Here is a 13,091-nt window from a genome sequence, read left to right as displayed (position 1 = left end):
CGACCCACCGACAAACCCGACTGCGAATGTGACTATCGAAACCAAAGTGACAGAAAAGATTTGAGGACTCTGTCTGGTTCACCCGCTGATGCGGCAAGTAATTTAATGCGAATGGCCGCAGCGTTTGATCTGCAGAGCTTCGCAGTACCGGTTGTACAAGCCGGCATGGGCTATGTCGCGGGACACGAATTGGCGGCGGCGGTATCGGAGGCGGGCGGTCTTGGGACGATCGGTGGTGCCCGAGCGCCCATCGCGGCCGAGATTGCCGCCGCTCGCAGGTCCACGGGGCGACCGATCGCCGTTAATCTGCTGCTGCCGTTCCTTCGTCCCGGTGATGCGGAGGCGGCCGCCGCTGCAGACGTCATCGTGACTTTCTGGGGCCCACCTCGCCGGCTCGCAGCTACCCCGTGGCTCCATCAATGCGGATCTGTCGAAGAGGCGCGGGCCGCAGAGAAGGCAGGCGCGGATGCCGTGATCGCCCAAGGTGTCGAGGCCGGCGGCCACGTCCGCGGAGCGACGCCGGCGTTCGAGCTGCTCGAACGGGTACGCGCCGCGGTGAATATCCCCGTTCTCCTCGCCGGCGCAATTGTCGATGCCGAAGGTGTGCAGGCCGCGCTCGACGCTGGCGCAGTTGCGGCGGTCGTCGGCACTCGCTTCCTCGTGTCTGAAGAGAGCCGCGCACATGCCGAGTACAAGCGGCGCTGCGTCGAAGCAGATGACACCGTGCTTACGGAACTGTTCGGATTGGGTTGGCCCGATGCACCCCATCGGGTTATTCCGAACGCTGCAACGCGTCGCTGGCTGGGCCATGAAGACCGAGGCCCTGGCTGGGTTCGCAAGGCTAATCAGGCCATGACGCGTCTCGCTACCGTGATTCCTCCTGCCGTGCAGGAGCGTGCGCTCAAGGCACAACCGCCGAGGCGGCTGCCGTTCCTCGCCGCCCAACCGCCGACCGCAGACGAACCCGACGAGCTGGTTGATTGGCGACCGCTATACGCCGGTACGAACGTCGTTGGAATAGCGAACATCCCCAAGGCTGCAGAGCTCGTCAAGATGCTGACCCCCTAGCGCCACCACGCAGGAACGGGCACCGGTGCGGCGGGTTTGCTAAGAACCGGGTCCCACCCCCGCCAAGCATGGCAGCATTGGATCAGTTCAGGGTCGGGAGACTGCGACGCTGTGGGGTGCAGATGAGAGTCATTGGTTCAAGGCAAGCTGGGTGGGCGCGCCGATTCCCGCGCCGAGCGCGCGGACACCACATCGCTCCTGTACTTGCTGCCGCACTCGCGTGCTGGGCGGCGGTAATGGGGTCGACGATCAGCCCGGCTTTCGCTGAGCCCTGCCCCGACGTCGACGTGGTGTTCGCCCGCGGTACCTACGAGCCGCCCGGTGTGGGCAACGTCGGACAAGCATTTGTCGACTCACTGCGAGCGCAGGCCGGCAACAGGTCGATCGGCGTATACGGGGTCGATTACGCCGCCAGCGGCGATTTCCCCGCCCCCGGCGACTTGCAAGGTGGTTTGAACTTCCTCAGCACCGTCATCAATGGAATCTATGACGCCAGAGATCATGTGCAGTCCATGGCGAAGAACTGTCCGAATACGAAGATCGTCCTGGGCGGATACTCGCAAGGCGCGGCGTTGGCGGGCTTCGTTACCTCGGCTTCCATACCGAGAGAAGTGCCTGCCGAGTACGTCCAGTACGTACCCAAGCCAATGCCTGCGGAGGTCGCCAACCACGTCGCGGCGGTTGCCCTGTTCGGAAAGCCTTCGGACCAGTTCTTGAGCAGCTATGGCGTTCCGCCTATCAAGATCGGCCCGCTCTATGCACCGAAGACCATCGAGTTGTGCGCTCCCGGGGATGACATCTGCTCCGGCGTCCCAGGTGGCCAACCTGGGTTCGCGCACATTACCTACGGCATGAACGGGATGACGAACGACGCAGCAGCCTTCGTCGTAAGTCATCTCTAGCCACTTACAGGGGGCAGCTGCTCCCCCGGGCCGATGACGTTTTAAGCCGGAAAGTTCTTACAGGTGTTGGCAGAGGCGACAACAAGATCGTCGTATTGCATCACCTGAGGCGCCTGTTGAATCAATTGCCGGCGTTGCTCAACCGGCGAGTCGAGAAACGCATGCATCCACGTCTGCGCCATTGGGGCAGCGGCAAATTCAGCGCCTCGATCGGGCGCAATCGCATTCAGCGCTGCCTTCATCTGTGAATATGTGCACGTCGTATTGATAAATGAAGTCATGTCGGTTTCTGCAGTTGCGGCCCCAGCCCCGCTGGTCAACGCCGACCCCATAGCGACAACCGCAACCCCCAGATTCCTCCACATGTGTTTCACCATTGCGCCCTACACCTCCCTAGCGATGCGCCTTTCTCGGTGACGTCACGAGCACGCGTTTGCTCAAAAGTTATCAGCTGGCGGGCTCGCAAGGAAGACCACGGCTTTCATTCCCCCACCACTGAAAGATCAGTTGCTATGGCCAGACAGCACTGAGGGCAGTGGTGTGACAAATCGGTTAAAGGTCGTCGAATGATCGACTGACTGCGCAACGGCGGGCTCCGCCGAACATCGAGGACCACAGCGGCTGTGGTAGGGCAGCGCCGGTAGGCGCGCAGATCGCGGCTTATGGGGCGTCTCCATGTACAGAATCTGGCTCAACGATAGAACCGAGCGTTGAAATGGCGGTCTGTATCGCCGACTCGCTGATCGAGCCGTATCCAAGTACAAGCGCTGGTGGAGCAGAGTTGGAATCAGACCAGTGCCAGCTCGCCCCTTCGAGGAAGACACCGCGGTCTCGAGCCGCTTTGATGAAGCGTCGCTCATCGCAGGAGGGGGGCAGTCGCACGTACACGTGCAGGCCGGCCGCGACGCCGCTGATCTCGGCTCCGGGGAGCGCCGTCTTCAGTGTGTCGAGCAGTCTGTCGCGGCGGCGTCGATATACGGGACGCACGCGGCGAAGGTGCCGCGTTAGTGCGCCCGATTCGATGAACCGGGCGAGTGCGAGCTGTTCGAGAAGCGGGGTTCCCATGTCATCGACGAGCTTTTGCTCAACAACGGGGTCTACCCACTGGGCGGGAAGAAGCGCCCAACCCAATCGCAGTGCGGGCGTTAGCATTTTGCTCGCACACCCGGCATAGATGACTCGCTCGGGGTCGAGACCCTGAATGGCGCCAATGGGAGCACGGTCATAGCGGAATTCAGCGTCATAATCGTCCTCAATGATTAGGCCATCGTGACGTTTCGCCCACGCGATGAGTGATGCTCGCCGCGATGTGCTCAACACCGCACCGCTTGGGTAGGAGTGTGCCGGCGACAGCAGAATCGCATTAACCTCGTGCTCGAAGAGTTTCTCAACCAGTAGCCCGTCGTCATCGACCGGGATCGGCACCACGCGCATGCCCGTGCTCGAGATTGCCTGGCGGTGAAAGCCAAAGCATGGGTCCTCGATGGCCACAGCGGTGGCGCCGCGGGACTGGAGTGCTCGACATACCAGCACGATCGCCTGGGTCATGCCTGTGGTGATGACCATGCGTCCTGCAGAGCCTGCTACGCCGCGAACGCGGCTGACATAGTCCGCGAGCGCCTCACGCAGCGCTGCCGCCCCTTGCGGTCCGGGATAGCCCAGCTGCTGATGGGGAACAAGATGTAGCGCGGTGCGGTAGTGCTGGAGCCATTCGGAACGCGGGAACAAACTTGGGTCCGGCAATCCGCCAATGAGTCGAACGTTCTGTCCGGTTTCACCGATAGCCGCGGAGTTGTGACCGGCCGCAGGTGCAATTGGTAACACCTGGGTGCCTGATCCTTGTCGCGCGTCAAGATATCCGTCGGCGATCAGATGTTCGTACGCGGCCACGACAACGCTGCGAGCGACGCCGAGATCGCTGGCTAGCGTTCGCGATGGCGGAAGGACCGTACCGGCGGAAAGTCGGCCTTGCTGAATAGCCGCTCGCAATTGATGGCGGAGGTGCTCGCTGAGCTTTCGTCGGTCGCGCCGATCGAAGTTGAGAAGGATATCTGCCGGCAAGCCGACGTCCGTAGAATTGGTCTGTTCGGAGCCCCCACTATTGGACCGTGACACACACCAATGCTAGCGCCAGCATGGACGCATGCTTAACGAAGAAACAACCGCCAGAGAGGCGACACCCCTGCTGACACCGTGGATATCCGGTCCAGAGCATCCGGGTGACGCGCCCGTCGTGGTCAGCGTCACTGAGTACCAAGCGCATCACCGCCGCGACATCCCCGCAGTGGCACTCAAAGGCCTCCGCATGCGGATGGGCTGGTACGCCATGCCCGGTGCAGTCGGCCTGTGGCTATGGTCAGTGCCCACTGCCGGCTGTAGCGGGTCAGTATCGGTATGGACTACTACCGAAGCCTTGGATCGGTTTATCCAATTGCCGCATCACATCGACATAATGCGCCGGTACCGCAGCCGTGGAACCGTTCGTTCCACCACGTGGACCGCCGAGCTCTTTGACCGCGATGATGTACTCGCGCGGGCACGCGACTGGATCAATAGGCGGCCCGCATGAATATCGGCCGGATGTATGCGATCGGTCGTCTCGCCTTCGGGGCCGCATCGCTGGCATTTCCCGCCCGTTTAGGGCGGGCACTGGCGGGCGCTGGGGGTAGCGCACCCGATGCGCAGGCGTTTCTGCGGGGCATGGGAGGTCGGGAGATAGGGCTCGGGCTCGGTCTGTGGGTCGCCACTCGAACAGGCGCCTCGATACGGCCATGGCTGGTCGCTGGCCTCCTCGCGGACGGTAGTGATCTCACAGGAATCGCCGGTGCATGGCCGCATATGCCGCCAACAAAAAGACTGATCGGTTTGGCAACGGCAGGCGGCGCACTTACCGCCGGAATCGTTGTTCTCGCTTCGACCCTTCAATCACCCAGCACCGTCGGCTAACGACGTTCAGTGCAGTTGATGCCGGCGGCGAAATCCTTCGCAGCTGACGGATGGCGCATCGCTCGAGCTGACGTTGCTTACAGTCCTGCCGTGGCATACATTCCAAAACGTTCCCACATTGTGAATCGGGAGGCGCTTCTTGAAGACTCCCCGGGCAGACGAAATCCCCGTGCCGAGCATTGTCAACGAACTAAATCTACTTGACCGTGTTGACTACCAGGATGCGTATGTGGTTGAGACACCCGTTCATTGGACCCCTGAGCACTGGATGCGGGCGATCATCGAGGACGCACCCAGATGGTTTCTGCTGCCCTGGATAAATCTGCTCGGGCGGGGCATCATGCGGGCACGGGTAGGACCGCTGAATGCGCCTGGATACGTCCTCGGCGCCAAGATCATCGTTGATCGAGCGGACGCTTTCGCTCTGGGCCTCGACGGCGCAGGAAAGCTAGGGGTGCGGCTGATCACGCTGACGCCGCCGGGTCAAGCTGTATTTGCGACGCAAATTCGCTTTGGCGCCCTGATGATGCGAACAGCATGGCCTGCAATTCGAACCGGCCACCGGTTCTTCGCCCCGTTTCTCCTCAGCCGTGCGGCGCAAGCGATGAACAACGACGCCGGGTCCAATTAACGGCCCGCACAGAAGCATCGGGGCGTCGTAACCGAAGAGTGGTGGGGCGGCCGAATTTTCATCACCCCGGGATTCTGTCGCTAACCGGTACTGCCTGCGCACGGCGCTCGAAAGCTGCGCCACTCCAACATTTCTCGGATGCGCGCGGCGGGCGACGCCGCCGATGTGGTCGCCGCTTGGCACGGCTACACCGAGCGGATGACTCAGGCCGTCTACGGGAGCGTGACCGACGACCGGCCGACAGCGCGTCGGCGGTGTTCTCGGCAGCCGTAGGACAGAGTTGGACATCCGGCCTGTCGTCGACCGATCCCCCGCAGACGACGAAACCCACCCCAGCTGATCTTCGGAGCGGGTTCCGTATTTGCGGATCTAAGGGGACTCGAAATCCTTGGTCCATATCCTCTGCGAAATAGCCTTCGAGTCGAGAAAATTAAGTGAAGGCTGCGGCTCGGGTGACGGCGTGGAATTACGCGAAACTACGCCGAATGACCTGCGGAACGTCAAAAGTGAGATGTCGCATCTTGTCCGCGGGTTGCCTAGGCTTCGTCATATCCGCACGAACCAGCGCTGCCTGGCGGCCTTCTGAGCCGGGAAGGGGGACCGGCGATGGATGTCGAGGTCGGCGATGTCGCCCAACAGGCCTACACCGGTGACCTACCGGATGGGTCCGAAGTCGAGTCGCTGGTCGAAGCCGCCTATCGACGCTGCAAATCGGACACCGGTGGCAAAGTCGCCGACTACATTCCGGTGTTGGCTCAGGCCAATCCGGACTGGTTCGCCGTCTGTGTCACCGATGTCGACGGTGCAGTGCACTCTGCGGGTGACGTCGACATCGAGTTCACCATTCAGTCGATCTCCAAGGCGTTCGTCTATGCCTTGGTCTGCGAGGAGTACGGACATGAGGTGGTGGGTGACCGGATCGGCGTGAACAACACCGGCCTGCCTTTCAACTCGCTGATCGCGATCGAACTCAATGGGGGTCATCCGATGAATCCAATGGTCAACGCCGGCGCGATCGCGACCACTGCACTCGTTCGAGGTGCGACGCCGGTAGAGCAGTGGGATACGATTCACGCCGGGCTATCGGAGTTCGCGGGCCGACCGCTAGAGGTCGACAAGACGGTGTATCAGTCAGAATCGCAGGCAAGTCAGCGTAACCGCGCGATCGCTTGTTTGTTGGAAAGCTACGGACGTATCGAGATGGATCCCCTGGCTGTCCTCGACGTTTACACCAGGCAGTGTGCGCTGCGGGTGACGGCCAGAGATTTGGCGGTGATGGGTGCGACGCTGGCGGACGGCGGGGTCAACCCTGTGACTGGGCGACGGGTCGCGTCAGCAGGAGTCTGCCGCGACACGCTGGCAATCCTGGCGGCCAACGGCGCCTACGAACGGTCCGGTGAATGGCTCTTCGAGATCGGCCTGCCCGGCAAGTCCGGCGTGGCCGGCGGACTTGTCACGATCGCTCCCGGCAAGGCAGGGATCGGCACCTTCTCACCGCCCCTAGACGCAGCCGGCAATAGCGTACGCGGCCAGCGTGCCACGGCCTATCTGTCACGGGTACTGGGACCCAACATCTTTGCCTCGCAGGCACACGCCTTGCCCACGCAAACGGGCACCGATTAGTGACCACAGAACCGGCAGAAACACGGAGACAGAGCCTCCTGGATCCTGACGGTGGGTGACGAGATGGCAATAATGACGGCACGCGTCCTGCTCGTCGCCGGACGGGAGCGAAGGGATGGTCCCGGCTGAGCGCCGATCAGGGGCCTGAGCGCGACCGCCCAGCGGCGTTCGGCAAGTCGGCTCCTGGGTCGGGGTATGACGAAGGTGCGTGGCGCCGTCAGTCACGAAAACGAATACGAGACAACGGGTTCATGGTCGCCGCCTACATCGAGCAATGGGCCGACGCACGACCCCTATGTCTCGTTGTGGTGCCCCACCCCGATGAGGCTGGCCCCGGGGATCGTGTAGCCACTGCCATCGGCGTATCTGGTCAGCGCCTGCTGGGCGTCGGCGCGGATCGTCGCAGTCGCTTCGTCGGGCAGCGAGTTCAGAAGCGCGGCAAGCGGTCCGGCTAACGACGGCACGACCGTCCACCAGTCGTCGAACGACTCGGCGTGTAGCGGGGCTTCGACCTCGTCGATGGCAACGTCGGCGAAGCCCGCGGTTGAGAGGATCCCCGCCAGGGCGCCCTCTTCGCACAACGAAAATGGCCCCGGTACGCCCGGCGGCGGAACGGGCGCGCCGAGCTGGGTGCTCACTGCGTCGAGCAGAGCGCTGAGCCAGGGATTCGCAGCGGGCTTACTCCACACCGCGAACACCGCGCGACCGCCTGGACGAAGCACGCGAATCGCCTCCCGTGCCGCTCCGACCGGGTCACCGACGAGCATCAGCGCCTCGCGGCCGAGTACCTTATCGAAGGAGGAGTCCGGCGCGTCGATGTGCTCCATGTCCAGCTGGCGCACGGTGACGTTACCCAAGCCGTGCTGTCGCGCCCTAGCCTCCGCGATCGCGGTCATCTCGGGGACGACATCGGACAACACCACGTGACCGTCTACCCCAACGACTTCGGCTGCAGCTATCCCGACGCCGCCGGGTCCGCAACCGAGTTCGAGCACGTTCTCACCGGGCTGCAAATCCGCGGCAGCGAGCATGGCCGCGCCGACTTTCGCTCCACGTTCGTCGACGAAGTCGGCGTATTGATTCCAGGCCGGTGCAACCGAGGACCAGATCGCGTGAAGCGGGTTCGCAACCATCATCGCAGTGTACGAGCAGAAGGAGTGACCTTCTCCGAAAACCCCGCCGGGAAAAGCCCTTGCGGATTCCCACTGCGGCGAACTCATCGGGACGTGCTGTTTGGCCCGGGGCCTCACGTTCATGCATCTGCGCAACTTCGCAGGGCGATGTCCGCCCATGGATTTACAGTCCATCCCGCACGTTTGCGGCTGAAATCACCGAATGGTCAAGACCGCGCTAGAGAACGTGAGATGGTGGGTAACATCCCAGCTAGAGCTACAAAGTCAAAGCGGGATAGTGAGATTCGGAGAATATCGCCCGCCAGTTCTCTGTAACTGCGGTCCTGCGTGAACGCGCGACGAGTAATGAAAGTCAGTCGGTCTAGGCGGTTTTCGTCAATACCAATGCTGCTTCGTTGTATGGGAAAAGACGATAGAAGAATCGGGGCACCGGCGTGATGAGGGGTGCGGCCTCAGCTTTACTGACGATCTGCGGGTTGGCCAATGCGATATCCTTGCCCAGTTTGTGCAGTACGGTCGGCCCGCCGGCCAATACGTTCTTCAGCCAGTCCGATTCAGGCCCGTAGCCGATGAGAACAACGAAGCCGTCCCGGGTCTTGAATACCAAAAGGGGCGTTCGGTAGTGCCTGCCCGACTTGCGTCCGGTGTGCTCGAGCGTCCCGAGGCATGGAAGCCACGGTGTGAGCGAGCGGGCCACAGGATTAGTCACACGGCGGTTGAAGTTTGCGACAGCGCGAGGCACTCGCATGAAGGTCCTTTCTCACCGGTTACAGTTCTGGGCCGCCCCTAATGACGGCATTGTGCTCGGCGCGAACACTATGCCGTCGGCATCAGCCGTTCGGCCGATCCCATAAGGGCTCGCCCAACTTGGCGCGAATTGCACCCCATGGGTCGGCGTACCGACCCGGCGCATTCCGATAGGGTGACCGTCGCGCCATGAACAGTCGAACCATCGGGGCGATGAGCCGGCCCGGGTAGCGCAACAGTCGGTACCGCTCCGCTAGTTCGGCCTTCAAATCGGGCCATGAGTGGTGCTGAAACTGCAGCGCCTCTTCGGCTCGGGTGGTGTCCATCCAGTCGGTGACGAACCAGTCGTCGTCGCTGTTCGGGTCGCCGGGCCGACCCGTCGGCACGGCGCCCGGTATGCCCAGAGCCGCGATGAGGCCCGAGGTGACCTCCGCGTATGTCAAACGGTGGGAGTCATCGCCACCGATCAGGAGGATTTCGCGAGCGACGTCGGCAGTGGTCGCCGCAGCGAAAGCCCAAGCGACGTCACGAACGTCGACGGTCTGCACCCGACCATCGCTTGGTAGTGCGGCCTGGAAGTACATTGCGTCGGTGGTGACCGGCAGTGCCCCCACGTGCGGGCTCAGCACTGCTCCAAGTCGCAGGACCACCCACTCCAACTTCGACGCTCGAACGATCTCCTCGCCTTCAGACTTCTGGCCGCTGTACACGTCGTAGGGGCGCATCGGGTCTTCCGCCCTCAGCGGAGGAGTCGTGCGGTGCGGATTTCGAGGACCCATCACTGTGATGCTGGACGCATGAACGAATCTCGGCTGCTTCGGTAGCCCCTCAACGACGCGAACCAGGTTTGCGGTGGCGTCGACGTTCACCCGGCGCGCAACCTTGGGTATGGGATAGATCGCCGGTGCGATGACCGCCGCGAGGTGAACAATCGCGTCCGGTGAGACGTCAGCGACGAGCTTCTGCACCTGCTCGTAATCGGTTAGGTCGGTCCACTGGGCGTGGACGCCGCTCGGCAGTTTCGCGGCCGCCTTTCGGTTGGCGGGCGTATCGAGATCAGTGGCAACCACATTGCGCCCGAGTTCGGCCAGCCTCCGGACGGTTGCCGAGCCCACCAGGCCAAAGCCGCCGGTAACGAGGACAGTATTTGACATGATTCTCCCGGTTAAGTCATTTGCTTTTTGAGACGGCGGTCCGGACGTTGCTTAGCGCAATTCGTGGATGGAACACTTCTCGGGCCACGCTCAATTGAGGGATGTGAAGGTGATATGAAGTTCGCGCATTCCTCGCAAGATGAACGTGGGTTCGTAATCGAACTGGCGCTGGCCAGCCGGCCCGTGATGCTCTTCAGACACCACGATGTCGGCCATCCGGTCAAGGATTCGGTTCATTGAAATCCGTCCCTCTGCCCTGGCCAATGGGGCGCCTGGGCAGGAGTGGGCGCCGCGGATGAAGGCGATTTGTTCTCGCACATTCGGTCGCGCGGGGTCGAAGGTGTTGGGATTGCCGAACTTTCGTTCATCGCGGTTACATGCACCCGGTAGGAGCATGACAGTTGTACCCGCGGGCACTTCCACTCCTCCGACGGTTGTGGTCTTGCGCGCCATTCGGAAGTGCGCCTTGACAGGGCTCTCCATGCGCAACGTCTCTTCCAGGAACGCCGGTATCTTGCTGCGATCTTCGCGAAGCGAAGCTTGCAATTGCGGGTTCTCGCCGAGAACGCGTACTGCTGCGCTGACGAGTTTCGTCGTGGTCTCTGTGCCCGCTGCGAACAGGAACGTGGACAGATTCATGACGTCCTCGATGTCCGGCGTCGATCCGTCCTCATGCTTCGCCTGCGCAAGCTCCGTCAATACATCTCCACGCGGCGATCGCCTGCGGTCCTCGATGTAGGAATAAAACTTCTCGTTGAGCCACTCGAGAGGATTATGGGTTGTCGTCCCCTCCCCTAGCTCACCCGCGACTTGGCCTTCGAATACTGCCCGAAAGTCCTCGTGGTCGTGCTGCGGGACACCCAAGAGGTCGGCAATAACGAGCAGTGAGAAGGGTTTTGCATAGGCCGACAAGAATTCACAACTGCCTCGCTCTATAAATGTATCCAGTTGTTGATCGGCCAGCCGCCACATGAATTCCTCGTTCTCCTTGAGGCGCTTCGGTGTGATCAACCGATTCAAGAGGCTTCTGGTACGGGTGTGTAACGGCGGATCCTGATTCGAAATGTGCTCTGCCATGGGGGCAACGTGGCGATGCTGCTCGATCAGTTCGGTGACATCATCGCCGCCGTCAGGGCCAAACGGGAACCCGGAAAACGGACCGGCTAGCGAGTTGCATGACGAGAATGCCGAGTCCTTGTATATCGCGAGCGCTTCGTCGTATCCCGTTACCGCCATGACGTTGAGCGGGGTTGCTTGGGCCACCGGGCATTTGGACCGAAGATGGTCGAAGTATGGATACGGGTCGGACACAAGGGATTCATCTGTGAAAAAGTCAACTGTGTCGAAGTCGGTCATATGCTCTCTCCTCTATTCCAAAGTCTCGAATCGTTGGCGACCAGTTCAGAGGGTCGCTCGTACCGGCCGAAGCGGGGGTAATAACGTCACTTCGTATCGAACAGAACCGGCAGACTCGTGGGCGACCGGAAGACCATGCCACGGATGTGTGGGTCGTCGCCTTCGGGGTCCAGGCGCAGATTGGGCAGCCGATCGAGCAGAAGGTTGATCGCGGTACGCATTTCGAGTCGTGCGAGGTGCATTCCGAGACACACGTGTACGCCGTGTCCCCAGCTGATCGGGACCTTCGGTTGCCGGAAAATGTCGAAGAGGTTCGGATCGGAGTACCGGTCCTCCTGCCGATTGGCCGCACCGAGCATCGGCATCACCGATGAACCTTGCGGGATCGGCACCCCAGCGAGTTCGGTATCGCGGGTCGCGACTCGGGTGATGTTCAGCAATGGAGCGTCCCACCGCACACCCTCCTCGATCGCCTGCGGAATCAACGACCGATCGGCTCGAATCGCATCCAGTTGGTCTGGATGGGACAACAGCGCGAACAGCAGAGTGCCAAGCGAGCGGTAGGTGGTCTCCACGCCGGCGGGCAACAGCAGTCGGATGAACGAGTAGATGTCCTCGTCGGCGAGTTTTCTTCCATCGATTTCGGCCGCGGTGAGGCTGCTGATCAGATCGTCGCGGGGCTCGGTGCGCCGAGCGGCGAGGATTGGATTGAAGTAGTCGATCAGTGCCTGGGAGGCCGCCTTGCCACGTTCGGGGTTAATGGTGAAACTCAGCATCGAGATCGACCATCGCTGGAACTGTGGGAAATCTTCCTCCGGTAAGCCCAGCAGCGCGGCGATGATCCGCGCCGGATACGGGAACGTGAACGTCTTGACCAAGTCCGTCTTGCCTTCGGCGGCGAACTGGTCGATCAACTCGTTGCCGATGCGGCCCACGATCTCGTCTTCCCAGCGCGCGAGGGCCTTTTGGGTAAACGCTTTGGTCACAAGGGACCGCAGCCTGCCGTGTACGGGTTCATCCATACCGAGCATCACTCCGTGGCCGAGTACGTCACCGAAGATCTGGATCACCGCGTTGGACGAGAAGGTCTCATGGTCGCGCAACATCGTTTGAATGTCCTCGTGCCGGTACACGATGAAGAAGGGCTTGCCCTCCTCACCGGGAATCGCGGACGTCTCGACCCGCTGGATCGGCGTATCGCGGGCTGTTTGCGCCAACTCCGGGTAGGGATCGCGGACATTGCCGGAGACCACGTCGTCGAACGCCGCGAAGTCCTCGAGGTCGTCGAAAAGATCAGACATTGTTGGCTCCTCTCAAGTGGCCGGGCCGTCGACGGATTTCGCTCTGTGTACTGGCTGGAGCCGACGCGGCCGTTCTGTGCAGGCGACCGCAAGCGAGTGGTCCAGCGAGGTCGACGTCACGTTTTCCGGCCAGGCCGTACACGCTGTCATTGGCGATACGGATGGCGTCCTCTTCATACTCGTAGGGAATGACCACAAGTACCGGACCGACTCGAATGAGACCGTCGCTG

General features: G+C 61.8%; 12 protein-coding genes and 1 pseudogene. 5 read left to right on the top strand and 8 right to left on the bottom strand.

Annotated features, from left to right (window positions below; translation table 11 throughout):
* The first annotated feature begins 111 nt into the window (after window positions 1-111).
* The gene (locus A5651_RS12730; RefSeq protein WP_066980661.1) at window positions 112-1,068 is read left to right on the top strand and encodes a nitronate monooxygenase family protein; all 957 of its coding nucleotides are present in this window, start codon (window positions 112-114) and stop codon (window positions 1,066-1,068) included.
* Window positions 1,069-1,304: 236 nt separating this feature from the next.
* Window positions 1,305-1,970 (top strand): cutinase family protein, encoded by a 666-nt coding sequence (locus A5651_RS12725; RefSeq protein WP_066980658.1) that lies wholly within the window; start codon window positions 1,305-1,307, stop codon window positions 1,968-1,970.
* Window positions 1,971-2,011: 41 nt separating this feature from the next.
* Here the strand turns inward: A5651_RS12725 and A5651_RS25995 are convergent, their stop codons facing one another.
* Window positions 2,012-2,335 carry a hemophore-related protein gene (locus A5651_RS25995; RefSeq protein WP_231988674.1) on the bottom strand — a complete coding sequence of 108 codons (324 nt, stop codon included), beginning with the start codon at window positions 2,333-2,335 and terminating at the stop codon, window positions 2,012-2,014.
* A gap of 295 nt (window positions 2,336-2,630) precedes the next feature.
* Window positions 2,631-4,031 (bottom strand): PLP-dependent aminotransferase family protein, encoded by a 1,401-nt coding sequence (locus tag A5651_RS12715; protein ID WP_066980652.1) that lies wholly within the window; start codon window positions 4,029-4,031, stop codon window positions 2,631-2,633.
* A gap of 1,054 nt (window positions 4,032-5,085) precedes the next feature.
* Here A5651_RS12715 and A5651_RS12710 point away from each other — a divergent pair.
* The 3 genes from A5651_RS12710 to glsA all read left to right on the top strand — a co-directional run bounded on the left by A5651_RS12710 (window position 5,086) and on the right by glsA (window position 7,170).
* Window positions 5,086-5,547 (top strand): hypothetical protein, encoded by a 462-nt coding sequence (locus A5651_RS12710; protein ID WP_156662858.1) that lies wholly within the window; start codon window positions 5,086-5,088, stop codon window positions 5,545-5,547.
* 138 nt (window positions 5,548-5,685) lie between these two features.
* Entirely contained in the window at window positions 5,686-5,820 is a 135-nt protein-coding gene (locus tag A5651_RS26220; protein ID WP_255361806.1) for a hypothetical protein, read from the top strand.
* Window positions 5,821-6,153: 333 nt separating this feature from the next.
* Complete coding sequence (gene glsA / locus A5651_RS12705; RefSeq protein WP_066980646.1) at window positions 6,154-7,170, top strand: glutaminase A; 1,017 nt, start codon at window positions 6,154-6,156, stop codon at window positions 7,168-7,170.
* Window positions 7,171-7,463: 293 nt separating this feature from the next.
* Here glsA and A5651_RS12700 read toward each other — a convergent pair whose 3' ends face one another.
* The 6 genes and pseudogenes from A5651_RS12700 to A5651_RS25990 form a co-directional block, all read right to left on the bottom strand.
* On the bottom strand, window positions 7,464-8,303 hold the full coding sequence (locus tag A5651_RS12700; protein ID WP_066981190.1) for a class I SAM-dependent methyltransferase: 840 nt from the start codon (window positions 8,301-8,303) through the stop codon (window positions 7,464-7,466).
* 361 nt (window positions 8,304-8,664) lie between these two features.
* Window positions 8,665-9,051, bottom strand: coding sequence for a nitroreductase family deazaflavin-dependent oxidoreductase (locus A5651_RS12695; RefSeq protein ID WP_066980644.1), 387 nt, complete (start codon window positions 9,049-9,051; stop codon window positions 8,665-8,667).
* Between the two features lie 82 nt (window positions 9,052-9,133).
* Window positions 9,134-10,204 (bottom strand): NAD(P)-dependent oxidoreductase, encoded by a 1,071-nt coding sequence (locus tag A5651_RS12690; RefSeq protein ID WP_066980641.1) that lies wholly within the window; start codon window positions 10,202-10,204, stop codon window positions 9,134-9,136.
* Between the two features lie 90 nt (window positions 10,205-10,294).
* Window positions 10,295-11,560 carry a cytochrome P450 gene (locus A5651_RS12685; protein ID WP_066980639.1) on the bottom strand — a complete coding sequence of 422 codons (1,266 nt, stop codon included), beginning with the start codon at window positions 11,558-11,560 and terminating at the stop codon, window positions 10,295-10,297.
* A gap of 86 nt (window positions 11,561-11,646) precedes the next feature.
* Window positions 11,647-12,861, bottom strand: a complete 1,215-nt coding sequence (locus A5651_RS12680) for a cytochrome P450 (RefSeq protein WP_066980636.1) — start codon at window positions 12,859-12,861, stop codon at window positions 11,647-11,649.
* Window positions 12,862-12,985: 124 nt separating this feature from the next.
* Window positions 12,986-13,069 (bottom strand): annotated as a pseudogene (locus tag A5651_RS25990) (aldehyde dehydrogenase family protein); the annotation flags it as partial.
* Window positions 13,070-13,091: the final 22 nt, after the last annotated feature.

The sequence above is a fragment of the Mycobacterium sp. 1274761.0 genome, from assembly GCF_001668615.1.
Lineage (GTDB): Bacteria > Actinomycetota > Actinomycetes > Mycobacteriales > Mycobacteriaceae > Mycobacterium.
The sequence above is the reverse complement of the archived record's forward strand: the minus strand, read 5'-3'. Positions and strand labels throughout refer to the sequence as shown.